The organism is Streptomyces sp. NPDC031445, from assembly GCF_055581365.1.
The window spans coordinates 313,755-338,915 of the sequence record NZ_JBVIJO010000002.1; the positions used below are offsets into that span (position 1 = coordinate 313,755).

General features: G+C 73.2%; 19 protein-coding genes and 1 pseudogene. 10 read left to right on the top strand and 10 right to left on the bottom strand.

Annotated elements, in window-relative coordinates; all coding sequences use genetic code 11:
- Positions 1-70 precede the first annotated feature (70 nt).
- Positions 71-754 carry a class F sortase gene (locus ACZ5DC_RS07725; protein ID WP_468650441.1) on the top strand — a complete coding sequence of 228 codons (684 nt, stop codon included), beginning with the start codon at positions 71-73 and terminating at the stop codon, positions 752-754.
- A gap of 20 nt (positions 755-774) precedes the next feature.
- Here the strand turns inward: ACZ5DC_RS07725 and ACZ5DC_RS07730 are convergent, their stop codons facing one another.
- Entirely contained in the window at positions 775-1,122 is a 348-nt protein-coding gene (locus tag ACZ5DC_RS07730; protein WP_468650443.1) for a winged helix-turn-helix transcriptional regulator, read from the bottom strand.
- Positions 1,123-1,220: 98 nt separating this feature from the next.
- Between ACZ5DC_RS07730 and ACZ5DC_RS07735 the strand changes: the two genes are divergently transcribed.
- From ACZ5DC_RS07735 to nirD, 4 genes are all read left to right on the top strand, one after another.
- Positions 1,221-2,108, top strand: a complete 888-nt coding sequence (locus ACZ5DC_RS07735) for an NAD(P)-dependent oxidoreductase (protein WP_468650445.1) — start codon at positions 1,221-1,223, stop codon at positions 2,106-2,108.
- Positions 2,109-2,286: 178 nt separating this feature from the next.
- Entirely contained in the window at positions 2,287-3,501 is a 1,215-nt protein-coding gene (locus ACZ5DC_RS07740) for an NAD(P)/FAD-dependent oxidoreductase (protein WP_468650447.1), read from the top strand.
- The gene (nirB, locus tag ACZ5DC_RS07745) at positions 3,502-6,111 is read left to right on the top strand and encodes a nitrite reductase large subunit NirB (RefSeq protein ID WP_468650449.1); all 2,610 of its coding nucleotides are present in this window, start codon (positions 3,502-3,504) and stop codon (positions 6,109-6,111) included.
- Positions 6,108-6,458: a nitrite reductase small subunit NirD gene (gene nirD, locus ACZ5DC_RS07750; RefSeq protein WP_366749486.1), complete on the top strand. Its 351-nt coding sequence runs from the start codon at positions 6,108-6,110 to the stop codon at positions 6,456-6,458. Before nirB ends, nirD begins: the two co-directional genes overlap by 4 nt.
- A gap of 232 nt (positions 6,459-6,690) precedes the next feature.
- On the opposite strand, the gene ACZ5DC_RS07755 is transcribed toward nirD, so the two are convergent.
- Positions 6,691-7,674: an NADPH:quinone reductase gene (locus tag ACZ5DC_RS07755; protein WP_468650451.1), complete on the bottom strand. Its 984-nt coding sequence runs from the start codon at positions 7,672-7,674 to the stop codon at positions 6,691-6,693.
- Positions 7,675-7,784: 110 nt separating this feature from the next.
- Here ACZ5DC_RS07755 and ACZ5DC_RS07760 point away from each other — a divergent pair, with 110 nt between their 5' ends.
- On the top strand, positions 7,785-8,372 hold the full coding sequence (locus ACZ5DC_RS07760; RefSeq protein ID WP_468650453.1) for a TetR/AcrR family transcriptional regulator: 588 nt from the start codon (positions 7,785-7,787) through the stop codon (positions 8,370-8,372).
- A gap of 126 nt (positions 8,373-8,498) precedes the next feature.
- Positions 8,499-9,266: an SDR family NAD(P)-dependent oxidoreductase gene (locus ACZ5DC_RS07765; protein ID WP_366749490.1), complete on the top strand. Its 768-nt coding sequence runs from the start codon at positions 8,499-8,501 to the stop codon at positions 9,264-9,266.
- An 11-nt stretch (positions 9,267-9,277) separates the two neighbouring features.
- Here the strand turns inward: ACZ5DC_RS07765 and ACZ5DC_RS07770 are convergent, their stop codons facing one another.
- The 7 genes and pseudogenes from ACZ5DC_RS07770 to ACZ5DC_RS07800 all read right to left on the bottom strand — a co-directional run bounded on the left by ACZ5DC_RS07770 (position 9,278) and on the right by ACZ5DC_RS07800 (position 18,270).
- Positions 9,278-10,111, bottom strand: a complete 834-nt coding sequence (locus tag ACZ5DC_RS07770; RefSeq protein WP_468650455.1) for a carbohydrate ABC transporter permease — start codon at positions 10,109-10,111, stop codon at positions 9,278-9,280.
- Positions 10,104-11,006 (bottom strand): carbohydrate ABC transporter permease, encoded by a 903-nt coding sequence (locus tag ACZ5DC_RS07775; RefSeq protein ID WP_468650457.1) that lies wholly within the window; start codon positions 11,004-11,006, stop codon positions 10,104-10,106. Before ACZ5DC_RS07775 ends, ACZ5DC_RS07770 begins: the two co-directional genes overlap by 8 nt.
- Entirely contained in the window at positions 11,003-12,250 is a 1,248-nt protein-coding gene (locus ACZ5DC_RS07780) for an ABC transporter substrate-binding protein (protein WP_468650459.1), read from the bottom strand. Before ACZ5DC_RS07780 ends, ACZ5DC_RS07775 begins: the two co-directional genes overlap by 4 nt.
- 86 nt (positions 12,251-12,336) lie before the next feature.
- Entirely contained in the window at positions 12,337-12,480 is a 144-nt protein-coding gene (locus ACZ5DC_RS07785; RefSeq protein ID WP_468651268.1) for a hypothetical protein, read from the bottom strand.
- Between the two features lie 937 nt (positions 12,481-13,417).
- Positions 13,418-13,720: pseudogene (locus ACZ5DC_RS07790) on the bottom strand (restriction endonuclease); the annotation flags it as partial.
- Positions 13,721-13,910: 190 nt separating this feature from the next.
- Positions 13,911-16,631, bottom strand: coding sequence for a pyruvate, phosphate dikinase (gene ppdK, locus ACZ5DC_RS07795; RefSeq protein WP_468650461.1), 2,721 nt, complete (start codon positions 16,629-16,631; stop codon positions 13,911-13,913).
- Positions 16,632-17,049: 418 nt separating this feature from the next.
- Complete coding sequence (locus tag ACZ5DC_RS07800) at positions 17,050-18,270, bottom strand: ROK family transcriptional regulator (RefSeq protein ID WP_468650463.1); 1,221 nt, start codon at positions 18,268-18,270, stop codon at positions 17,050-17,052.
- Positions 18,271-18,390: 120 nt separating this feature from the next.
- Between ACZ5DC_RS07800 and ACZ5DC_RS07805 the strand changes: the two genes are divergently transcribed.
- The 3 genes from ACZ5DC_RS07805 (at position 18,391) to ACZ5DC_RS07815 (ending at position 23,848) form a co-directional block, all read left to right on the top strand.
- On the top strand, positions 18,391-19,974 hold the full coding sequence (locus tag ACZ5DC_RS07805; protein WP_468650465.1) for an MGH1-like glycoside hydrolase domain-containing protein: 1,584 nt from the start codon (positions 18,391-18,393) through the stop codon (positions 19,972-19,974).
- On the top strand, positions 19,971-21,908 hold the full coding sequence (locus ACZ5DC_RS07810) for an amylo-alpha-1,6-glucosidase (RefSeq protein WP_468650467.1): 1,938 nt from the start codon (positions 19,971-19,973) through the stop codon (positions 21,906-21,908). The genes ACZ5DC_RS07805 and ACZ5DC_RS07810 overlap by 4 nt, the downstream gene beginning before the upstream one ends.
- A gap of 149 nt (positions 21,909-22,057) precedes the next feature.
- The gene (locus ACZ5DC_RS07815; RefSeq protein ID WP_468650469.1) at positions 22,058-23,848 is read left to right on the top strand and encodes an LTA synthase family protein; all 1,791 of its coding nucleotides are present in this window, start codon (positions 22,058-22,060) and stop codon (positions 23,846-23,848) included.
- A 95-nt stretch (positions 23,849-23,943) separates the two neighbouring features.
- Here ACZ5DC_RS07815 and dusB read toward each other — a convergent pair whose 3' ends face one another.
- Entirely contained in the window at positions 23,944-25,074 is a 1,131-nt protein-coding gene (gene dusB / locus ACZ5DC_RS07820; RefSeq protein ID WP_468650470.1) for a tRNA dihydrouridine synthase DusB, read from the bottom strand.
- Positions 25,075-25,161: the final 87 nt, after the last annotated feature.

Consider the following 25,161-nt stretch of genomic DNA (forward strand, 5'->3'; position numbering starts at 1 on the left):
TCCGACGCCCCTCGCGGCCCGGAGGGGGAAGGGGCCCTTCGGGGGCACGCCCCCGGGAGAGGGGATTGGCATGCGCAAGGCCGCCGGAAACCGCAAGGCCGCCGGGAACCGCGGGACCGCTCGCGGCGCCAGGGCCGCCCGGCTCGGCGACACCGCCATAGCCGCCGTCACCGTCGCCGCCCTCGGCTCGGGCGTGTGGCTGCTGGGCGGCGGCGCCGTCCCGCACACCCCGCCGCAGCCGTCCGCCGCCGAGGGCCGCCCCGACCCGGGCGGTACGCGGGTCGCGGCGCCCGGCCTCGCGCCGTCCCCGCCCCTGCGCATCCGCATCCCCGCGATCCGGGTGGACGCGCCCCTCACGGGCCTGGCCCTGACCCGCTCCGGCAGCCTGGACGCGCCGCCCGCCAAGGAGAAGAACCTGGCCGGCTGGTACGAGGCCGGCACCACCCCCGGCGAGACCGGCACCGCGATCGTCGCCGGCCACGTCGACAACACCGAGGGCCCCGCCGTCTTCTACGACCTGGGCGCGCTGAAGCGGGGCGCCCGCATCGAGGTGGACCGCCGGGACGGCTCGGTGGCCGTGTTCACCGTGGACGCGGTGGAGGTGTACTCGGCCCGCGCCTTCCCCGACGAGAAGGTGTACGGCGCCGCCCACCGCCCCGAACTGCGCGTCATCACCTGCGGCGGCGGCTACTCGAGGACCACCGGCTACCAGGGCAACGTGGTGGTGTTCGCCCATCTGACCGGCAGCCGCTGAGGGCATCGCCCCCAGGCGGCTCAGTGCGGCGCCGGCGCCCCGCCCAGTACGTGCCTTCTGCCCCAGCTGCCGAGCGGCTCCAGCGCCTCGTTCAGCTGGAGGCCGCTCGGGGTCAGCGTGTACTCCACGCGGGGCGGCACCTCGTCGTACTCCTCGCGGTGCACGACGCCGTCGGCCTCCAGTTCGCGCAGCTGCGCGGCGAGCACCTTCTCCGTGACGCCCGGCAGCCGCCGGCGCAGCTCACCGAAGCGGCACGTACCGCGTTCGCCCAGCACCCACAGGATCGACACCTTCCACTTGCCGTCGATGATGTCCATCGCCGCGTCGGTCCCGCACAGGTACGCCCCCGGCCGCCGTCCCACCGGCATGGTCCTCCCCCTTCCGGCCCGCATGCTTTCCCGCTGGTAACCACCCACTCGGAAGTACGTACTTCTGCGCGGCGGCTCCACGGGCGAGCCTAGTCGCCATGACCGACACCTCCCCTTCCGCCGCGTCCCCCACTCCCCTGACCCTGCTCGGCACCGGTGCGATGGGCACCGCGCTCGGGCGGGCCTGGCTCGCCGCCGGACACCCCTTGACCGTGTGGAACCGCACGCCCGGGCGGACGGCCGCGCTGACCGCCGCGGGCGCGGTGGCGGCGGGGAGCGCGGCCGAGGCGGTGGCCGCCAACCGGCTCGTCGTGACCTGTCTGCTGGACGACGCCTCGGTGGGCGCCGCCCTGGACTCCGCCGAGCTGGCCGGCCGGGACCTGGTGAACCTCACCACCGGCACCCCCGCCGACGCCCGGGAGCGCGCCGCCTGGGCGGAGAAGCGGGGCGCCCGGTTCCTGGACGGCGGGATCATGGCCGTACCGCCGATGATCGGCGCGCCCGGCGCCTTCGTCCTCTACAGCGGCGACCCGGAGCTGTTCGAGGAGCACCGCGCCGCCCTCGCCGTCCCGGCCGCCACCGAGTACGTCGGTGCCGACCCCTCTCTCGCCGCGCTGCACGACGTGGCGCTGCTGAGCGCGATGTACGGCATGTTCGCCGGGGTCACCCACGCGTTCGCGCTGCTGCGCGGGACGGAGGTGGCGCCCGGGGACTTCGCCGCGCTGCTCGTGCCCTGGCTGACCGCGATGGCCGGCACGGCCGAGGAGACGGCCGGCCGGCTGGCGTCCGGTGACTACACCACCGGGGTCGTCTCCCACCTGGGCATGCAGGTCGCCGGCAGCGGGACGCTGCTGCGCACGGCCGCGGAACAGGGCGTGAGCGCGCACCTGCTCACCCCGTTCCTGGACCTGATGCGCGCACGGGCGGCGGCGGGCCACGCCACGGAGGACACCACCGGCCTGGTGGACCTGCTGCGCACCCGCTGACCCGCGGCTTCGCGGCCGCCGGGCCGGCCCCCGGGCCCCCGGCGGCCCCCGCCTCACACCCCTCCCCCGGCCCCGCGCACCCCCCTCACACCCCCCGCCCCGGCCCGCTGAGGGCAGCGTTCCGCCCGGGAAACAGACGTGATGCCGCCGGGTAACGTCGGGGACGCACGCTCGGGACATGACCTCGAATACGCGTGTGGTGGTGATCGGCGCCGGCCTCGCGGGCGTACGGCTCGCCCGGCGGCTCGGCGAGCTGGGCACGCCCCCGCTGCTCGTCGGCGAGGAGGAGCACGCGCCGTACAACCGGGTGCTGCTGGCCGAGGTGCTGGCCGGCCGGTACGCCCCTGAGGTGATCGCCCTCCCGCCGCCCGCCGGCCTGCTGCGCACCCGGGTCACCGGCATCGACCGGGCCGCCCGGACCGTCACCTGCGCCGACGGCACGCGCATCGCGTACGACGCGCTGGTGCTGGCCACCGGCTCCAACCCGGTGCTGCCCCCGCTGCGCGGCCTGTTCGGGCCCGGCCACCGGCTGCCCGCGGGCGTCCACGCGTTCCGCACCATGGACGACTGCCTGGGCCTCGCCGGGGCCGTGCGGCCCGGCGTACGGGCGGTCGTCATCGGCGGCGGGCTGCTCGGCGTCTCCGCGGCCCGCGCGCTCGCCGTGCGCGGCGCCCAGGTGGTGCTCGCGCAGCAGGCCGAGCGGCTCATGGAACGCCAGCTCGACCCGGACGCCTCCCGGCTGGTGCTGCGGCACCTGACCGGGCTGGGCGTCGAGGTGCACACCGAGTGCCGGGTGCGGGACGTGCGCTGCGTCGCCGGCCAGGTCCGCTCGGTGGAGCTGGCCGACGGGTACGCGCTCGGCGCCGACCTCGTGGTCCTCGCCTGCGGGGTACGGCCCCGCACGGGTCTCGCCGAGCAGGCGGGCCTCGCCGTCCGCGAGGGCATCCTCGTCGACGACCAGCTGCGCACCTCCGACCCGCGCGTGCACGCCGTCGGCGACTGCGCCCAGCACGACGGCACGGTCTACGGACTGGCCGCCCCGGCCCTGGAACAGGCCGACGCGCTCGCCGAGCTGCTCGCGGGCGACGCCCGTGCCCGCTACACCGGCACCCGCTCGCTGACCCGGCTGACCCTCACCGGTCCCGGCTCCCCCTTCGACCTCGCCGCGTTCGGCGAGACCGAGCCGCACCCGGGTGACGACGTCGTGCGGATCGCCGACGCCACCCGCGGCACCTACCGCAAGGTCGTCGTCCGCGACGACCGCCTGGTCGGCGGGGTCCTCGTCGGCGAACTCGGCACCGTGGGCGCGCTCGCCCGCGCCTGGGAGGGAGCGGATCCGCTCCCCGGCGACGGCCCCCTGCTCCACCTGCTCACCAACGACGGAGGCTCCTGAATGACCGCCACCCCGGGGGCCACCCCCACGATCGTGCTCGTCGGCCACGGCATGGTCGGCCAGCGCTTCCTCGAGGCGCTCGCCGAGCGCGGCCTGACCGCCACGCACCGCGTGGTCGTGCTGTGCGAGGAGCCGCGTCCGGCGTACGACCGCGTCCAGCTGACCTCGTACTTCTCCGGCAGGACGGCCGAGGAGCTCTCCCTGACCGACATGGGGTTCATCGAGGACCACGGCATCGAGCTGCACCTCGGCGACCCGGCGGAGACGATCGACCGCGAGGCGCGCACGGTGACCGCCCGCTCGGGCCTGGCCGTGGACTACGACGTCCTCGTCCTGGCCACCGGCTCCTGCCCGTTCGTGCCGCCGGTGCCGAACAAGGACGCCACGGGCTGCTTCGTGTACCGGACCATCGAGGACCTGCTGGCGATCGAGGAGTACGCGAGGACCCGGGCGGCCACGGGTGCCGTGGTCGGCGGCGGTCTGCTCGGCCTGGAGGCCGCCGGCGCGCTCAAGGGGCTCGGACTCGACGCGCACATCGTGGAGTTCGCGCCGCGCCTGATGCCGGTGCAGGTGGACGACGGGGGCGGCGCGGCCCTGCTGCGGACCATCCGGGACATGGGCCTGACCGTCCACACCGGTGTGGGCACCCAGGAGATCGTCACGGACGACTCCGGTGCCGTCACCGGCATGAGGCTGTCCGACGGCTCCGAACTCGCCACCGACCTGGTGGTGTTCAGCGCCGGTGTCCGCCCTCGCGACCAGCTGGCCCGCGACGCGGGCCTCACGGTCGGCGAGCGCGGCGGCATCGCGGTGGACGAGCAGTGCCGGACCGTCTCCGACCCGCACGTGTTCGCGATCGGGGAGTGCGCGCTGGCCGCCGACGGCCGGGTCTACGGCCTGGTGGCACCGGGCTACGAGCAGGCGGAGACGGCCGCCGCGACCATCGCGGCCGACGAGGCCTCCTTCACCGGCGCCGACCTGTCCACCAAGCTGAAGCTGCTCGGCGTCGACGTGGCCTCCTTCGGCGACGCGCACGGCACCACCGAGAACTGCCTGGACGTCGTCTACTCCGACTCCCGCGCGGGCCTGTACAAGAAGCTGGTCATCGGCGCGGACGGCACGCTGCTCGGCGGCATCCTGGTCGGCGACGCGGAGGCGTACGGCACCCTGCGCGCGCTCACCGGCTCGGTGCCGCCCGTCTCCCCCGAGTCGCTCGTGCTGCCCGCCGGAGCCGATTCGGGGGCGCAGCTGGGCGCGGCCGCGCTGCCGGACGACGCGATCATCTGCTCCTGCAACAACGTCCGCAAGGGCACGATCCGCGCGGCGGTCACCGAGCACCGGTGCACCACGGTGCCCGAGGTGAAGAAGTGCACCAAGGCCGGTACCACGTGCGGCAGTTGCGTGAAGGTGCTGGGCGGGCTGGTCGACGCCGAGCTGGAGGCGTCCGGCGTCGAGGTCGACAAGGGCCTGTGCGGCTGCTTCGCCCAGACCCGCGAGGAGCTGTACGAGATCGTCCTGGCCCTGCGCATCACGTCGTACCGGGAACTGCTGGACCGCCACGGCCGCGAGGGCGCCCGGGGCGGGGACGGCTGCGAGGTGTGCAAGCCGGCCGTCGGCTCGATCATCGCCTCCCTCGCCCCGGTGATCGGCGCGAGCGGTTACGTCCTGGACGGCGAGCAGGCCGCGCTCCAGGACACCAACGACCACTTCCTCGCCAACCTCCAGAAGAACGGCTCGTACTCGGTGGTGCCGCGCATCCCCGGCGGGGAGATCGCACCGGAGAAGCTGATCGTGATCGGCGAGATCGCCCGGGACTTCGGCCTCTACACGAAGATCACCGGTGGTCAGCGGATCGACATGTTCGGTGCCCGTGTCGAGCAGCTCCCGCTGATCTGGGCCCGGCTGGTGGACGCCGGCTTCGAGTCCGGCCACGCCTACGGCAAGTCGCTGCGCACGGTGAAGTCCTGCGTGGGCTCCGCCTGGTGCCGCTACGGCGTGCAGGACTCGGTCCGGATGGCGATCGACCTGGAGCTGCGCTACCGGGGCCTCAGGTCCCCGCACAAGCTGAAGTCGGCGGTGTCCGGGTGCGCCCGGGAGTGCGCCGAGGCCCAGTCCAAGGACTTCGGGGTGATCGCCACCTCGGGCGGCTGGAACCTGTACGTCGGCGGCAACGGCGGCGCCAGCCCGCGCCACGCCGACCTGCTGGCCCAGGACCTGTCCGACGCCGAACTGGTCCGGCTGATCGACCGGTTCCTCATGTTCTACATCCGTACGGCCGACCGTCTGGAGCGCACCAGCACCTGGCTGGAGCGCCTCCCGGGGGGCCTGGAGCACGTACGGGACGTGGTGGTGCACGACTCGCTCGGCATCTGCGACGAGCTGGAGGAGCTGATGCGGGCGCACGTCGCGAACTACCGCGACGAGTGGGCGGAGACGGTCGGGGACCCCGAGAAGCTGGCCCGGTTCGTGTCCTTCGTGAACGCCCCGGACACCCCGGACCCGGTCGTCTCCTTCGTTCCCGAGCGCGACCAGATCAAGCCCGACCTGCCGCTGCTGGCCATCGGCCTGCGGCCCGCCGACGACGTCCTGGAAGGAAGCGCCCAGCGATGACCCTGGCAGTTGAGACGACCGACCTGAAGGTACGGCTCCGGCTGGCGGACGACTGGTTCACGGTCTGCGACCTGAGCCTGCTGGTCCCGGGCCGCGGAGTGGCGGCCCTGCTGCCGGACGGCCGCCAGGCGGCCCTCTTCCGCGACCGCGCGGACCGGCTGTACGCCGTCGACAACCGCGACCCCTTCACCGGCGCCGCCGTCCTCTCCCGCGGCCTGACCGGCACCCACCGGGGCCGCCCGTTCGTGGCGTCCCCGCTGCTGAAGCAGCGCTTCGACCTGGTCACCGGGGAGTGCCTGGACGACGAGTCGGCGCGGGTGACCGCGTACGAGGTGCGGGCGCTGTAGCGGTGGCGCGGGCCGGCGGGGCCCGCGGACCGGGTCCGTGCGCGGCACGACCCGGCGGCCCCGCGGTTCCCCCCGCGCGTGCGCCTCGGCGGCGAGCCCGACGGTCGTCGCGCGCGAGATGAGATGCGGGCGCGGGCACTGCAGCCCGGGGCGGAGGCGGCGGAGCGCACGGACCGCGCGGCGCGATGAAGCGCGGGCGCCGTAGACGACGGGGCGCACGGACCGGACCAGGTCAGGCCAGGTCCGTGCGCAGGACCACCCGGCGGCCCCGCAGTTCCCCCCGCTCCATCCGCGCGTGCGCCTCGGCGGCGGCGCCCAGCGGGAGCAACTCCAGGCTCCGGGGGCGCAGCAGACCCTGCCCCAGCAGGTCGTTGACGGCTCGCGCGGCGGCGGCGAGTTCGGCCGTCGTCGCGTGCGAGATGACGAAGCCCACGACGGAGCCGCCGTTCATGTACAGCGGTCCGGCGGGCAGCACGGGACGGGTCCCCGCCCCGGCGAGCAGCACCACCCGGCCACGGCGGGCGAGCAGACCGACCGAGGTCTCCAGGTCGTTCACGCCCGCCGTGTCCAGGTACACGTCGACACCGGCCGGCGCCGCCCGGCGGATCTTTTCGGTCAGCTCCGGGTCGCGGTAGTCGAACACCTCGGCCGCGCCGGACTCGGCGCAGTACGCGGCGTCCCGGGCGCCGGCCGTGGCGAGGACCCGGGCCCCCGCCCGCGCGGCGAACGTCACCAGGGCGCTGCCGACGTTGCCCGCGGCGCCCGCGACCAGCACCGTCTCGCCGAGGCGGAGGCGGCCGTGGACGAACAGGGCGAGGTACGCGGTGGCGGCCGGGTGCAGGGCGGCCACGGCGAGGTCCGGGTCGACGCCGCCGGGCAGGGGGTAGAGCCGGTCGGCCGCCACCACCGCCTGCTCGGCGGCCGCGCCCTGCCGCCCCTCGTGTCCGAGGCTGTCGCACCACACGCGGTCACCGGCCCGGAAGCCGGTCACACCGGGTCCGGTCTCCGCGACCGTCCCCACCAGATCCCGGCCGATGACGAACGGGAACTCCACGGCCGTACGGAAGACCCCCGACCGGACGAGGGCGTCCACCGGGTCCACGGCGGTGGCGAGCACGTCCACCAGGACGTCGGTCGGGCCGGGGCGGGGCGCGGGCAGCTCGCCGTACCGGATGACGTCCGGGGGACCCAGCTGCTCGATGTACGCGGCGCGCATGGCCCTCCATGCTGCCACCGGTGGCCAGCACGCGCGCGGCGCCCTCGCGAGCCCCTCGTCGCCACGGCTGTTTCTTGACCGACCGGTTCAGATGGGCCTAGCCTGCCTCCATGCCCCGACCCAAGGAATTCGACCCCGACGCGGCGCTCCAGTCGGCCCTGGAGCTGTTCTGGCGGCGCGGCTACGAGGCGACGTCGATGGCCGATCTGGTCGGGCACCTGGGCATCGGCAAGGCCAGCCTGTACGCCACCTTCGGCAGCAAGCACGAGCTGTACCTGCGGGCGCTGGACCGGTACGGGCGGGCACAGGACCCGGTGCTGACGCGGGAGCTGTCCCGGCCCGGCCCGGTGCTGCCGGCCGTGCGCGCGCTGGTCCGGCGGTTCGCCGCCGAGGCCACCGCCGAGGCGACCCGGGAGCAGGGCTGCCTGGTCACCAACACGGCGGTCGAGCTGGCCCCGCACGACCGGGAGGCCGCCCGCCGGGTGGAGCGCAGCTGGGACACCGTCGAGACCCTGCTGCACTCCGCCCTCGTCCGCGCCCAGGCCCAGGGCGAGCTGGCCGGGGACCGCGACCCGCTGACCCTCGCGCGCATGCTGCTGGTCCTGCTCCAGGGCCTGCGGGTGGTGGGCAAGGCCTCGACGGACCCGGCCAGGGTCCGGGACGCGGCGGAGCAGGCCCTGGCACTGCTGGACGCCTGAACGGGACCACGGAGAACGCGCCCCCTGGACGCGCCCCCTGGACGCGCTCCTTGCGGGGGCGCGTTCCCGATGCGCCTTTTTCTCCCCCTCATACTGAACCGCTCGGTCTAGAAAAGGGAACCTCATATGACGCACCGCTTCTCCGGCCGGACCGCCCTCGTCACCGGCGCCGGCTCCGGCATCGGCCGCGGGGTGGCCCTCGCCCTGGCCCGGGAGGGCGCCCGGGTCGTCGTCGCCGGCCGGCGCCGGGAGCCGCTGGACGAGACCGTGGCACTGATCGAGGCCGAGGGCGGCAAGGGGCTCGCCGTCACCGCCGACGTCTCCCGCGCCGACGACCTGCGCGCCCTGGTGGACACCACCGTGGACCGGTTCGGCTCCCTGGACGTCGCCGTGAACAACGCCGGGGTGCTTCAGGGCAAGGGGCGGTCCGTGGGCGACCTGGCCGAGGAGGACTGGCGCCGGATGCTCGACATCAACGTCACCGGTGTCTTCCTCGCCCTCCAGGCCGAGATCGCGCGGATGCGCACCCAGCCGGACGGCGGCGCCATCGTGAACATCGCCTCCCGGATCGGCGTGCACAGCAGGCGGCCCGGCACCGGCGGCTACGCCGTCAGCAAGGCGGCCGTGTCCGTCCTCACCCGCGCCGCCGCCCTGGACCACATCGCCGACGGTGTGCGCGTCAACGCCGTCAGCCCCGGCCCCACCGCCACGGACATGTCGTTCCGGGACGGGGAGACCGAGGCCGGCCGGGCCGCGCGCATGCGCGAGGAGGTGCCCCTCGGCCGGGTCTCCACCGTCGCGGAGGTGGCCGCCGCCGTGCTGTACCTGGCCTCGGACGACGCGGCCTCGGTGGTCGGCGCCGACCTGGTGATCGACGGCGGCTCCACGGCCTGACCCCGGCCGCGTCAGTCGATCCCGGACCGCTCCACCCCGGCCACGATCCACCGCTGGAAGCACAGGAACACCAGGAGCAGCGGCAGGATCGACACGGCCGCCGCGACGAACAGTTCGTGCAGCCGCACGACCTGGGCGGTGGTGAACGAGGACAGGGCCACCTGCACCGTCCAGGCGCTCTGGTCCTGCCCGATCACCAGCGGCCACAGGAAGGAGTTCCACGCGCCGAGGAACACGATCGTCCCGACGGCCGCGAACACCGGACGGGCGTTGGGTACGACGACGAGCCAGTACGTCCGCCAGTACCCGAGCCCGTCCACCTGTGCCGCGTCCTCCAGCTCCCGGGGGAAGCCCAGGAAGTACTGCCGGAAGACGAAGCAGGCGAAGGCCGGGAACAGGGTCGGCACGATCAGTCCGCGCAGCGTGGAGACCCAGCCCAGCGTCGACACCAGCACGAAGCTGGGCACGAAGGTGACGGCCGCCGGGACGAGCAGGGTGCCCAGCACGGCGTAGAAGACCTTGTTCGCGTGGCGGTAGGGGATGCGGGCGAGGCCGTACCCCGCGAGGGAGGTGAGGAGCAGGGTGCCGAGGGTGGTGGCGACGGCGATCAGCGCGGAGTTGAGCAGGGACCGGGCGAACGGCACGGACGGGTCGCCGAACAGTTCGCGGGCGTTGCCCCACCGCACGTGGCGGGGGAAGAAGGTCCACTCGGGGGAGGTGATGTCCTTCTCGTCGGCCAGTCCGTTGCGCACGAGCAGGTAGAAGGGGAGCAGGAAGAGCAGGGCGAGCGCGATCAGCAGCACCAGCCGCAGCGCCCGTCCGGCCCGTACCAGGGCGTCATCCATCGCCGTCCGTCCTCCCCAGCCGCAGCCAGCGCGCCTGCCCCACCGTGACGACGCCGATGACCAGTGCGAGGATCACCGCGCCCGCGCTGCCGAGCCCGAGGTTCTGCCCCTGTCCGAGGGCGGTGTAGTAGAGGTAGACCAGCGGCGGCCGGGCGTACGGCGGATAGCCCCGGGCGTCGGACAGCAGGTTGTAGAACTCGTCGAAGGCCTGGAAGGCGCCCACGACGAGCAGCAGCACCACCGCGGCCGACGTGGCCCGCAGCTGGGGCAGGGTGATGTGCCGCAGCACCGTCCAGCCGGGCCGGGCCCCGTCCACCGCCGCCGCCTCGTACAGCGCCGGGTCGATCCGCTGGAGCCCGGCGAGGAACAGGATCATGTAGAACCCGGCCTGGAGCCACAGCCGTACGGTGACGACGACCAGCCAGTACCAGGGCGGATCGGTGGTGGACAGCCAGGCCACGGGATCGCCGCCGAACCATCCCAGCACGGTGTTGGCGAGCCCGAACCGCACCCCGCTGAACAGCGACATCTTCCAGATGAGCGCGGCCACGACGTAACTGCACGCGGCCGGCAGGAAGAACACGGACCGGAAGAAGGCCCGGGCGGCCCTGAGGCGGTTGACCATCAGGGCGAGGGAGAGGGAGAAGGCGTAGGTGACGGGCACGATGAAGGCCGTGAAGACGGCGAAGGTCTTCAGGCTGTCCACGAACGCCCCGTCCCGCAGCATGGCCGTGTAGTTGTCCAGCCCGACGAAGCGCGTCGGCGTGACCGTGTTGTGCGCGTCGAAGAGGCTGAGCGCCACGCTCCACAGCAGCGGGACGTACGTGAACAGCGCGAGCCCGAGCGCGAACGGCCCGACGAACACCCAGAACCAGAGCACCCCGCGCCGCCTCACGACGCCTTCTTCACACGGTCGAGTTCGGCCGACACCTTCCGTACGACGGCCCGCAGTTCCCGCTCCGGCTCGGCCCCGTCCTTGATGATCCGGCTGAGCGCGTCCTGGTAGGCGGTCTGGCTCGCCGGGGTCCACAGCAGCGGCTGGGCGTAGCCGTGGTCGGTGGTGAAGCGGACGGCGTCGGCGGCGGGACCGTCCTTCAGCGCGGTGGCCTTCTCGGCGAGGGAGATCCGGGCGGGGATGTGGAACCCGTAGGAGAGCGCGAAGTCCTCCTGGTGGTCGGTGCGGTCGACCCAGAGCCACTTCACGTACTCCCTGGCCGGTTCCTTGTGCCGGCTGCGGGCGCTGACGGCGGCGCCGTACGCCCCGACGGGCACGGCGGGCCGTCCGTGGCTCCCGTCCCGAGGGAAGGGCAGCACCCCGAAATCGTCACCGAGTTCCTTGCGGACCTGCGGCAGCGCCCACAGCCCGGTCCACTGCATCGCGGTCAGCCCCTGGACGAAGGCGGACGGGTCCGACCAGTCGCTGGGCGCGCCGAGGAGCAGGGACTTGTCGGCGTACAGCCGGTGCAGCTTGCCGAGGGTGCGGGCGGCGGCGGGGTCGTCGAAGCCGACCTTGCCGTCGTCGCCGACGAACCGGAATCCGGCCGCGTACAGGGGGGTCCCGCCGAGCACGCCCGCTCCGCCGTCGTTGCCGAGGAAGAGCCCCTTCACCTTGCCGGTGGTGAGCCGGTGCGCGGCGTCCACCAGGGCGTCCAGGGTGGCGGGCGGCTCGACACCGGCGTCCTCCAGCAGGCTCTTGCGGTAGTAGAGCATCTGCGTGTCGATGACCTGCGGAATGCCGTAGACCCTGCCGTCGTGGGTCTTCGGCGTGAGCACGGCCGGATTGAAGTCGTCCTTCACCTCCCGCACCAGGTCGGTGAGGTCGAGCACCTGCCCGCCCCGGATCTGGTCCAGGGTGGGCCCGTTGACCTCGAAGACGTCGGGCCCGGAGTCGGTGAGCAGCGCGGCGGCGATCTGCTGGTCGTAGTTCCCGGGCCGCCACTGCACCGACACGCGCGCCTTGCCGAAGCCGGCGGCGTAGCGCCGCACGGCCCGCTCGGTGCCGGGCTCGCCGTACTGGTGGTACCACTGCGTCAGCTGCGGCCCCGAACCACCGCCGCCCCGGCCGGTGTTGGATCCGCAAGCCGTGAGCGCTCCGGCGCCCACCCCCGCGGCCAGCAGCTCCCTACGGCTGATCGTCATCGTGTGCCCCCTGACGTCCGTCATCGATGCACGGCCCAACGATCAACCATGCGCCCCGATTACGAAAGACGAGTTGCGGCCGTGTGTCATCGGTCCCGCGAGAGGTCCCACAGCCGGGCGGTCCCGCTCTCGTCCGACGCCACCAGGTGACGTCCGTCCGGGCTGAAGCTGATCTTCGAGACGTCGTCTTCGCAGCCTTCGAGCAGAGCGGTCTCCTCGCGCAGACGCATGTTCCACAGGCGGACGGTCCTGTCACGGCCCCCGACGGCCAGGAGGGAGTCGTCCGCGCTGAACGCCACCGCCTCCAGCGCGTCCTCGTCCTCGGGCAGGAGGGGGGTTGCCCGTGCACAGGACGGCGACCCTCTCGGCCCGGTCCATGTCCCAGACCGCGATGTCCGGACCGTGTCCCACCGCGGCCGTCAGGCGGCCGTCGGAGGTGAAGGCGAAGCGGGACGGCACCGTTCCGTGGCTTTCCGTGGCGATCCGCTGGAACCGGTCGCCGATGTGGAGGTTCCAGCTGCGCTTCTTCCCCGACCGCCTGCCGTAACACGCCACCGGCACCCCCTGGGGGGATATGCCCCACGAGACGAGCCCGTCGGTCATGCCGTTCACGCCGGGAAGCCGGAGTGGAGGCTGCCGTTCGCCCGTGAGCACGGACCAGCGGTCCGGCCCGTCGTGCCCGAACACGGTGACCACCTGGCCACCGCACTCCACCCGGCGCACATAGGCCATGCCGGGTCGCCCGTGCCGCGGACGCTCCCCGACGGTCCGCAGGACGGTGTCGGCTCGGACGTCCCAGAGCACCGTCTCGTCGAGGAACGGGAAGTGGACCGCCAGCAGCGCGGGGGCGACGAATTCCAGACCGAGTACCTCGCTGTCCTCGGTGAAGGTGGCGACCTCCGCGCGGCTGGGCCACTCCTCGACGCGCACGGAGGTGAGCGTGTCCTTGTAGGCGATCATCGAGCCGTCCGGGCTGAACTCCGCGTAGTCGCCGTCCAGGAAGACCGGCTCGGTGAACCTCCGCACCGTGCGCGGGGGACCCTCCTCCCCCGCTTCCGCGGGCCGGTGCGCGCGCTGCATCAGTTCCCGCGCGGAGGCGTTGCGGGAGGTGACCTCGCCATCGGACGGCGAGTACTGGAAGCAGCGGACACCGAGATCGTCCGCGCACTCCAGGGCCGCCTTCGTGTACCCGGAGTTCGAGAAGAAGAGCAGCTCCCCCTCCCGGCGGCCCCGCGCACCGAACAGTTGCTGGATCAGGTTCGGTGCGATGGCCCGGCCGTGGAACTTGACCTGCCCGTACACGCCGGGCCCGTCGATGTCGAGTCCCCTGTCCGCGCCGCCCGGCGTCCGCCGCGCTCCGGCGAAACCCAGCCACCGGGCCCACTCCAGGGCGTTCTCCTCGGCGTCCTCCCAGTCCGCCACGGGACGCGGCCGGGGACGCGGCGGTACCCGCGTGACCTTGTCGTTCATCGTCGTTCTCCCGGCTCTCTCGGACCCCGCCCTTGAATGATCGACTGATCATAGGAAGCGGGAGGTGGTCCGGCCGCGCAGAGGGGCGGCACCCCCCGCACCGGGGTGCCGCCCCTCCTCTTTCGTGCGCCGGAGCCGCCGCCGATCGGTGAGGGTCGGGGACCGACGGCGGCTCCGGGGACCGGGTGGGTCAGCGGTGGTCGCTGCCCGCCGACTGGGTGGCCGCGCGGCCCGCCTCCAGGCGGGCGACCGGGATGCGGAACGGGGAGCAGGAGACGTAGTCCAGGCCGGCCTCGTGGAAGAAGTGGACCGACTCCGGGTCACCGCCGTGCTCGCCGCAGACGCCGAGCTTGAGGTCGGGGCGGGTACGACGGCCCGCTTCGGCGGCCGCCTTCACCAGGGAGCCGACGCCGTCCTTGTCGATCGTCTCGAACGGGCTGACGCCGAAGATGCCCTTCTCCAGGTACGCCGTGAAGAACGAGGCCTCCACGTCGTCCCGGCTGAAGCCCCACACCGTCTGCGTCAGGTCGTTCGTGCCGAAGGAGAAGAACTCCGCAGCCTCGGCGATCTGGCCGGCCGTGAGGGCGGCCCGCGGCAGCTCGATCATCGTGCCGATCGCCAGCTTCAGCCGCGTACCGGTCGCCGCCTCGACCTCGGCGACCACCTGGTCCGCCTCCTCGCGGACGATCTCCAGCTCCTGGACCGTACCGACGAGCGGGATCATGATCTCCGCGCGCGGGTCGCCCTTGGCCGCCTTGCGCTCGGCCGCCGCTTCCGCGATGGCCCGGACCTGCATGGTGAACAGGCCGGGGATGACCAGGCCCAGGCGTACGCCGCGCAGGCCCAGCATCGGGTTCTGCTCGTGCAGCCGGTGCACGGCCTGGAGCAGGCGCAGCTCGTTCTCGTGCGGCTCCTGGCGGGACTCCGCGAGGGCCACGCGGACGGAGAGTTCCGTGATGTCGGGCAGGAACTCGTGCAGCGGCGGGTCCAGCAGACGGATCGTCACCGGAAGGCCGTCCATCGCCTCGAAGAGTTCGACGAAGTCCTTCTTCTGCAGGGGCAGCAGGGCCTTCAGGGACTCCTCGCGCTCCTCCTCCGTGTCGGCGAGGATGAGGCGTTCGACCAGCTCACGGCGGTCGCCGAGGAACATGTGCTCCGTGCGGCACAGGCCGATGCCCTGGGCGCCGAAGCGGCGCGCCCGCAGCGCGTCCTCGGCGTTGTCCGCGTTGGCGCGCACCCGCAAGCGGCGCTTGCGGTCGGCGAAGGCCATCATGCGGTGGACCGCCTCGACCAGCTCGTCGGCGTCGTCGGCGCCCGGGTGCATGCGGCCCTCGAAGTACTCCACCACCGGGGAGGGCACGACCGGGACCTCGCCCAGGTAGACCTTGCCGGACGAGCCGTCGATGGAGATCAGGTCGCCCTCCTCCACGACGCGTCCGCCGGGCACCGTCATCCGGCGGCGCTTGGTGTCGACCTCCAGCTCCTCCGCGCCGCAGACACAGGTCTTGCCCATGCCGCGGGCGACGACGGCCGCGTGGGAGGTCTTGCCGCCGCGGGAGGTGAGGATGCCCTCGGCCGCGATCATGCCGTCCAGGTCGTCGGGATTGGTCTCCCGGCGGACCAGGATCACCTTCTCGCCCGAACGGGACCACTTCACCGCGGTGTACGAGTCGAAGACCGCCTTGCCGACCGCCGCGCCCGGCGAGGCCGCGATGCCCCGGGCGACCTGCTCGACCTTCGCCTGCTCGTCGAAGCGCGGGAACATCAGCTGCGCGAGCTGGGCCCCGGTGACGCGCTGGAGCGCCTCCGTCTCGTCGATGAGGCCCTGGTCCACCAGCTGGGTGGCGATGCGGAAGGCCGCGCCCGCCGTGCGCTTGCCGACGCGCGTCTGGAGCATCCAGAGCTGGCCGCGCTCGATGGTGAACTCGATGTCGCAGAGGTCCTTGTAGTGGTTCTCCAGGGTCTCCATGATCCGCATGAGCTGGTCGTACGACTTCTTGTCGATCTGCTCCAGCTCGGCGAGCGGCACGGTGTTGCGGATGCCCGCGACCACGTCCTCGCCCTGGGCGTTCTGCAGGTAGTCGCCGTAGACGCCCTGGTGGCCGGAGGCGGGGTCGCGGGTGAAGGCGACACCGGTGCCGGAGTCGGGGCCGAGGTTGCCGAAGACCATCGAGCAGACGTTGACGGCCGTGCCCAGGTCGTGCGGGATGCGCTCCTGGCGCCGGTACAGCTTGGCGCGGTCGCCGTTCCAGGAGTCGAAGACCGCCTTGATGGCGAGGTCCATCTGCTCGCGCGGGTCCTGCGGGAAGTCGCGGCCGGCCTCCTTCTTGACGATCTTCTTGAAGGTGGCGACCAGCTTCTTGAGGTCCGCGGCCTCCAGGTCGGTGTCGACCGCGACCTTCTTGGCCGCCTTCGCCTTGTCGAGGGCCTCCTCGAAGAGGTCGCCGTCGACACCGAGGACGGTCTTGCCGAACATCTGGATGAGGCGGCGGTAGGAGTCCCAGGCGAACCGCTCGTCGCCGGCCTGGGCCGCCAGGCCCTGCACCGACGTGTCGGACAGGCCGATGTTCAGGACCGTGTCCATCATGCCGGGCATGGAGAACTTCGCGCCGGAGCGGACGGAGACGAGCAGCGGGTCGTCGGCCTGGCCGAGCTTCTTGCCCATCTTCGCTTCGAGGGCTTCGAGGTGCGCGCTGACCTCGTCACGGAGTGCCGCGGGCTCCTCGCCGCTCTCCAGGTAGACCTTGCAGGCCTCCGTGGTGATCGTGAAGCCGGGAGGGACCGGGAGACCCAGGTTGGTCATCTCGGCGAGATTGGCACCCTTGCCGCCGAGCAGGTCCTTGAGGTCCTTGTTGCCCTCGGTGAAGTCGTAAACGAACTTCGCTGCCTGGGGTTCTTTGTTTTCCGACACGGGTCTCGACTCCTTGAGGCCACGGTGGCTGCCCTGATGGCGAGGAACATACCCAGATCGAAGGTGCCTGGGTACGTCCACTTGCGCGTCATGCGCCTGTAACCACCCGTCCGCCAGCGGATCGAAAGTCAAGGCTTGGCAAGCGAGGCCAGCCATATGTTTTCACTTCTTGAAGACAGCAGTCTCCACAGGTGCAGTTTTCTGCTCATGTGAGCGGACCCTGGCACGACTGATTTCGATCGATGAACGATCAAGGGGTGGCACGGAGTGCCACCCCTTGAGGAAGTGCAGCCGCGCATGATCCGCTCATCTGAGCGCAACCCTTATCAAGGGTGGCGAGAATCACGCTGCCACAGACCGCTCCGTTCCACCATGCGGACCGCTCGGCGGACGCCGGCCAGGAGTGGCGGCAGCCCCGTCACACACCCAGCTCCGACAGCCGCTGCTCGACCCGGTCCGGGGCGTACAGGTGCTCCACCACCAGCGCGCCCGCGCCGATCAGCCCGGCCCGGTCGCCGAGCCGCGAGGTGACGACGTCCAGGTGACCCGTGGATCGGGGCAGCGCCCGCTGGTAGAGCAGCTCGCGCACACCGGTCAGGAAGGGGGTTCCGGCCAGGTCGCCCGCGATCATCAGCACACCCGGGTTGAGCAGGGTCACGACCGTCGCCAGCACGTCCCCGACCTGCCGCCCGGCCTCCCGGGCCAGCGCGGCGGCCTCCGGGTGCCCGGCGGCCAGCAGATCCCGCACGTCCGAGCCGGAGGCGGCCGGCACCCCCGCGGCGGCCAGCCGGCGGGCCACGGCACCGCCGCTCGCCACCGCCGCGAGACAGCCGTACGAGCCGCACCGGCACAGCGCGTCGGCGCCGACCCGGATGTGCCCGATGTCGCCCGCGCCGCCGTCGACGCCCCGGTAGAGCGCACCGTCCACGACCACCCCGGCACCGATGCCCGTCGACACCTTGACCAGCACGAAGGCCCTGCAGTCGGGGTGTCCGGTGCGCTGTTCGCCGTACGCCATGAGGTTGGCGTCGTTGTCGACCAGGACCGGCACCGCGGGGGCCCCGGTGCGGTCGGTGAGGGCGCGGGAGAGCCGGCCCGGTATGTCGTAGCCGTCCCAGCCCGGCATGATCGGCGGCTGGACCACCCGGCCGGTCTCGCTGTCCACCGGGCCCGGCACCGCCAGCCCGATCCCGCACACCTCCTCCGCGCTCCGCCCCGCCTTGGCCAGCAGCCCGGCGAACCGGTGGCCCAGCTCGCCCAGGACCGCGTCCGGGCCGTCCTCGACCACCAGCGTGCCGGCCTGCTCGGCGAGGATGCGGCCGGTCAGGGTGAGGACGGCGGCGCGGGCGTGCCGGGTGTCCAGGTCGGCGACGAGGACCACCGCGTGGGAGTCGTCGAACTCCAGGGTGATGGAGGGGCGTCCGCCGAGCGGCGAGTCCACCGGGCCGCCGGCGCCCTCGCGCAGCCAGCCCGCCCGGAACAGCCGGTCCAGGCGCTGGCCGACGGTGGCCCGGGACAGTCCGGTCGCCCGCTGGAGCGCGCCGCGCGTCACGGCCCGTCCGCTGCGCACCAGTTCGAGCAGATCGCCGGCGCCCGCCTGGCTCCCGCTCTTGCCGGTCCTTCCCGGACGTCCGGTCATGCGCGCCCCCTTGTGCTTCTCAAGTCTGCCTTACATATTGAGTTTTGCATGTTGAATAGGCGTAACCCTACGGTGGCCGGGGCGGAACCGCGTCGGCCGGACGTCTCCGGGGAGCCCCGAGTGGATCGCACCGCCCAGCTCACTGCCCGTTCCACCCCGTACGAGACGGCATACGATCCACCGGCCACGGCCGCCACCCCGGTCACGGCGTCCCTGCCCGCGAGGGCCGCCGGGGTGCTGGAGGCGAACTGGACCGGCGCGTCGACGGTGCCCTCCCGCGCCCTGTACCCGCACCAGTGGTCCTGGGACTCGGCGTTCATCGCCATCGGGCTGCGGCACGTCTCGCCGCGGCGGGCCCAGACGGAGCTGGAGACGCTGCTCGCGGCCCAGTGGGGCGACGGTCGCGTCCCGCACATCGTGTTCAACCCCTCCGTACCGCTCGACGCGTACTTCCCGAGCCCCGACTTCTGGCGCTCCGCCACCGCCGGACGCACGGCGGGCGCCCCGCGCACGCTACAGACCTCCGGCATCGTGCAGCCACCGGTGCACGCGCTGGCGGCCTGGCTGGTGCACCGCGCCGACCCCCGGCTGTCCCGGGCCCGCGGCTTCCTGGCCCGCGTCCACCCGCGACTGGCCGCCTGGCACCGGTACCTGCTGCACCGCCGGGACCTGGGCGGCGCCGGACTGGTGTCCGTGGTCCATCCCTGGGAGCAGGGCATGGACAACAGCCCCTGCTGGGACGCCCCGCTGGCCCGGATCACCCCGGCCCCGGCCCGCTCCTTCCACCGCGCCGACCTCCGGCACGGCGCGGCCGGGGACCGGCCGACGGACCTGGACTACGGGCGGTACGTGCGGCTGGCCGCGGACTACCGGGACGCCGGGTATGCGGACGGGGGCGGCGGGTTCGCCGTGGAGGACCCGGCCTTCAACGCCCTCCTCATCGCCTCCGAGCTCGCGCTGGCCCGGATCGCCGAGGAACTGGGGGCGTCCGGCTCCGCCCGCCGGGCCCGCGCGCACCGGCTGACGGCGACGCTGGTGGAGCGGCTGTGGGACGCGGAGGCGGAGATGTTCCTGTGCCGGGACCTGCGGGACGAGGGCGCCGCCCCCGGGCGGGGCGCCGCCGGTTCCGGGCCGGGTTCGTCCGGTGCCGGCCCCGCCCTCCTGCCCTCCCGCACGCACGGCGGCCCGGGGCGTTCCCGCCTCCTCCCCGAGCGCGCCGTCTCCGGTCTGGTGCCGTTGCTCCTGCCCGGCCTCCCCCGCGACATCGCCGCCGGCCTGGTCCGCACCCTGCGCGGGCCGCACTTCTCGGTCGGTGACCGCACCCGGCTCGTGCCCAGTTACGACCTGCTCGGCGCGGCCTTCGACCCGCACCGCTACTGGCGCGGACCGGCCTGGTTCAACACCGGCTGGCTGCTGGAGCGGGGCCTGCGCACGCACGGCGAGACGGCGGCGGCCGAGGCCCTGCGCCGGGCGGTGCTGGACCTCGCCGGCGCCACCGGCTTCGCGGAGTACGTCGACCCGTACACGGGCGCGCCCTGCGGGGCCACCGGCTTCAGCTGGACGGCGGCCCTCGCACTCGACCTGTGCCACCGGCCGGCCGCCCCTCACGAGCGTCAACATCTGGACAAGAGCGGACAAAGAGTCGTACCCCCCACGGACACCGGAACGTTCGACAGGAGTGACAGAGGAGGGGACCGGGGATGACGGACCGGCATCATCTGCTCGTGCACGGCGCCACCTTCGCCGCCGTGGGCGACCGTGGCGACATCAGCGGAGTGCGGGGCGGCAGCTCCCCGGACGGGTTGTTCGTCCGGGACGCCCGGCACCTCAGCCGCTGGCAGCTCACCCTCGACGGCGCGGTGCCCGAGGTGCTCACACCGGTCACGGACGGGGACGAGGCCCGCTGTGCACTGGTCCCGCGCGGCGGCCGGCAGGAGCCCCCGGCATACACCGTCTTCCGTGAACAGGCCGTCGGGGACAGCTCGTTCGTGGAGTCCGTGAAGGTCACCGGCAACCGCCCGGTGCCCACCACCGTACGGCTCGCGCTCACCGTCGACGCCGACTTCACCGACCAGTTCGAGCTCCGCTCCGACCACCGCACCTACGCCAAGCCCGGCGCCCTGCGCTCCCGCGACGTCCTGCCCGACGGCATCGAGTTCACCTACCGGCGCGCCGAGTGGCGGTCCTGTACGACCATCACGGCCGACCCGGCCCCCGACGCCGTGGAGGAGACCGGCACCGGCGCCCGCCGCCTGGTGTGGACCCTCGACCTCGCACCCCACGGCACGACCGAGCTGCTGCTTCGGGTGACCGCCCGCCCGCACGGCGAGAAGCGCGCCCTGCGCGTGCCCCGCGATCCCGCCGCCGTACGGGAACACCTCCTCGCGGAGGAAGCCCGCTTCATGGAGGGCGTGGCCTTCCCGACCGGCTGGCCGGAGCTGGCCGCCGCCTGCGCCCGGGGCCTCGCCGACCTGGCGGCGCTCCAGGTCCCGGCCACCGGGCCGGACGGCGAGGACCTGCGCGTACCGGCGGCCGGCGCCCCCTGGTTCCTCACCCTGCTCGGCCGCGACGCGCTCCTCACCTCCCTGTTCGTCCTGCCGTACCACCCCCGGTCCGCCGCCGCCACGCTCCTCGCCCTGGCCGCCGCCCAGGCCACCGGCACCGGCCGGTCCCCGGTCGCCCAGCCCGGCAAGATCGTGCACGAGGTACGCCACGGTGAGCTGGCCCACTTCGGCCAGGTGCCGTTCGGCCGCTACTACGGCTCGGTCGACGCCACCCCGCTCTTCCTGATCCTGCTCGGCGCGTACGTCGAGCGGACGGGGGAAACGGAGCCGGCCCGGCGCCTGGAGCCGCACGCCCGGGCCGCCGTCGGCTGGATGCTCGACCACGGCGGCCTGACCTCGCGCGGCTACCTCGTCTACCGCGCCGACGAGGGCGGCCTCGCCAACCAGAACTGGAAGGACTCCCCCGGCGCGATCTGCTGTGCCGACGGCACCCGGCCCACCGGCGCGGTGATGGCGGCGGGCGCCCAGGGCTACGCCTACGACGCGCTGCGCCGCACGGCCGGGGTGGCGCGGACGGTGTGGGGGGACGAGACGTACGCCGCGCTGCTGGAACAGGCGGCGGCCGACCTCCGGGACCGGTTCCAGCGGGACTTCTGGATGCGGGAGAAGTCCTTCCCGGCGCTGGCCCTGGACGGGCGGGGCCGGCAGATCGACGCGCTGGCCTCCGACGCCGGGCACCTGCTGTGGTCGGGGCTGCTGGACAAGGAGTACGGCGAGGTGGTGGGCCGGCGGCTGCTGGAGCCGGACTTCTTCTCGGGCTGGGGCGTGCGCACGCTGGCCGCCGGCCAGGCCGCGTACCACCCGCTGTCCCACCACCGGGGATCCGTCTGGCCCCACGACAACGCGCTGATCGCCCTCGGCCTGGCGCGGTACGGGCTGCACGACGAGGCCCGCACGGTCGCCCACGCCCTGATCGACGCGGCGACGGCGGGCGGGCACCGGTTGCCGGAGGTGCTGGCCGGGTACGGGCGGGCGCCGGACGCCGCGCCGGTGCCGTATCCGCACGCGTGCGGGCGGGGGGCCCGGTCCGCCGCCGCGCCGCTCGCCCTGCTGACGGCTGTCGGGGGCGCCTGAGGGGGTGGGGTCCGGCTGTGGGGCGTGCGGGGGTCGTGGGCGCGGCTCCGCGCGCCCCTTCGGGGGAGCTGACGTTCCGTCGGCTGTGTTGACCAGGTGTTTGCCCGGCTGTCCTGAACGGTGCTACCCCGCGGGCCGTACGGGAGGGCATGAGCGCGCTCCAGCCTGCCTCTGCCGCTGCCACTGCCGATTCCTCCGCCGAGGGCGTGGCCGCGGAGGTCACCGAACCCGCCGTCCGCACGTTCCGCCGTCCCTGGGCCGCGTGGTCGGCCCGGCGCAGGCGCTGGCGGGAGGGGCATCCCGAAGCCGCGCGGGCCCTGTCCGTCACCGTCACCGTGCTCGCCGCGGCGCTGGTCGTCGCCGCGCTGGTGATGCCGAACACGGTCGTGCGGCTGGGGCCCGCGAAGTTCTTCCGCATACCCGCCGAGGCCGTCATCGGGGCGGCCGTGCTGCTCGCGCTGCCGCGGCGGCCCCGGGTGGTGCTGGCGGCGGTGTCCGGGGTGCTGCTCGGGGCCATGACCGTGCTCAACGCGCTGGACATGGGGTTCCACGAGTACCTCGGCCGCGACTTCAACGTCGTACTGGACTGGGCCCTGTTCGGGGACGCGGAGTCGTATCTGGAGGACTCCCTCGGGCGGACGGCCACCCTCGCCGCCGTGGCCGGGCTGATCGTGGCCGTCCTGCTGCTCTTCGTGCTGCCGGCCCTGGCGATGGTCCGGCTGGGCAACCTCCTCGCCCGGCACCCCGGCACCGCGACCCGCGGCACCCTGGTCGCCGGGGTCGTCTGGATCACCTGTTCCTCGCTCGGGCTCCAGGTGGCGGGCGTGCCGCTCGCCTCGTCCCGCACCGCGAACGCGCTGAAGGTCCAGGCCCGCCGGGTGTCCGACACGCTGAAGGACGAGGCGGAGTTCCGGAAGGTGGCCCGGGTCGACGCGTTCGGGAACACGCCGGGCAGCCAGCTGGTCCCCGACCTGCGCGGCAAGGACGTGATCTTCACCTTCATCGAGAGCTACGGCCGCAGCGCGATCGAGGACCCGATCATGGCGCCCGGCGTGGACCGGACCCTCGACGTCCGCACCAAGGCGCTGGCCAGGGCGGGCTTCCACGCCAAGAGCGGCTGGCTGACCTCGGCCACGTACGGGGGCAGCAGCTGGCTCGGCCACTCCACCACCATGTCGGGCCTGTGGATCAGCAACCAGCAGCGCTACCGCACGGTGATGGCCAGTGACCACCTCAGCCTGACGGAGGCGTTCCGCAAGACCGGCGCGTTCGACACGGTGGGGGTCATGCCGGGGGTGCAGAAGGGGTGGCCGGAGCAGAAGTGGTACGGCCTGGACAAGGTCTACAACGCCTTCCAGCTCGGTTACCGGGGGCCGAAGTTCAGCTGGTCGACCATGCCCGACCAGTACGCCCTCCAGCAGTACCAGGAGCGGGTGCACAGCAAGCCGCCGGCCGCCGGCAAGGCACGGATGTCCCTGCTCATCCTGACGTCGAGCCATCAGCCCTGGGCGCCCATCCCGAAGAGGGTGGGCTGGGACCAGCTCGGCGACGGCTCGGTCTTCAAGGACATCCAGGCGGCCGGGAACAAGCCGGCCGACGTCATCGCCGACACCGCCAAGTCCCGCGAGGAGTACGGCAAGTCGGTCCAGTACTCGGTGACCGCGCTGACCGAGTGGCTGGAGCGGTACGGCACCGAGGACACCGTGCTGGTCTTCCTCGGCGACCACCAGCCCATCGCCCGGGTCAGCGGCAACCACGCCAGCCGAGACGTGCCGGTGTCGATCGTCGCCAAGGACCCCAGGATGCTGGACAAGATCGCCGACTGGAACTGGACGGACGGGCTCCGCCCCGCCCACGACGCCCCGGTGTGGAAGATGAGCTCCTTCCGCGACCGCTTCCTGACGGCCTACGGCTCGACACCCCACCCGAAGAACGGCTGACGCCTGATCCGCGGACACGGAACCGTCCAGCCGACCGAGTCGGGCGGCGGGTGGGCGAGGCCGGGGTCCAGGGGCGGAGCCCCGGGTGGGGGCGTTCACCCACCCGACGTGTCGAGCTCCGCTTCCTCGGTGATCCCGGCACAGTCGTACGGATCCCTCAGCCACCCGTCCGGCAGCACCACCCGGTTGTTCCCGGACGTCCGCCCCCGAGGCCCCTCCGCACCGGCCGGCCAGGCCTGGTCCAGATCCAGCTCGTCCAGCCCCGCCCGCAGCTCCTGGAGCGACGACGTGATCGCGAGCCGCTTGCGCATCTCGGACCCGACCGCGAACCCCTTCAGGTACCAGGCGACGTGCTTGCGGAAGTCGACCACGCCCTTGGACTCGTCCCCGAGCCACTCCCCGAGCAGGGTCGCGTGCCGCACCATGACGTCGGCGACCTCCCGCAACGTGGGCCGCAGGAAGTCGTCCCGCCCCTCGAACGCGGCGACGAGGTCCGCGAACAGCCAGGGCCGCCCCAGGCATCCGCGGCCCACGACCACGCCGTCGCACCCGGTCTCCCGGACCATCCGCAGCGCGTCCCCGGCCGACCAGATGTCACCGTTGCCGAGCACGGGGATCTCCGGCACGTGCTCCTTCAGCCGCGCGATGGCGTCCCAGTCGGCGGTGCCGCCGTAGTGCTGGGCGGCGGTGCGGCCGTGCAGGGCGATGGCCGTCACGCCCTCCTCGACGGCGATGCGGCCGGCGTCGAGGTAGGTGATGTGGTCGTCGTCGATGCCCTTGCGCATCTTCATGGTCACCGGCAGGTCACCGGCTCCGGACACCGCCTCCCGCAGGATCGCCCGCAGCAGGTTCCGCTTGTACGGCAGCGCGGACCCGCCGCCCTTGCGCGTCACCTTCGGCACCGGGCAGCCGAAGTTCAGGTCGATGTGATCGGCCAGGCCCTCCTCCGCGATCATGCGGACGGCCTTGCCGACGGTCGCGGGGTCGACGCCGTACAGCTGGATCGAGCGCGGCTGCTCGCTCGGGTCGAACCTGATCAGCTGCATGGTCTTCTCGTTGCGCTCGACCAGCGCCCGAGTGGTGATCATCTCGCTGACGAACAGCCCCTTGCCGCCGCTGAACTCCCTGCACAGGGTACGGAAGGGCGCATTGGTGATCCCCGCCATGGGTGCGAGCACGACGGGCGGTGTCACGGCGTGCGGGCCGATGGAGAGCGGGTGGGTCATCGTCAGGACTCCGGGACGGATCTACGGCACAGGACGGACACGGGAACACTGGGCAAGCACCCATTGTCCCTCACCCGCCGGGCGGCT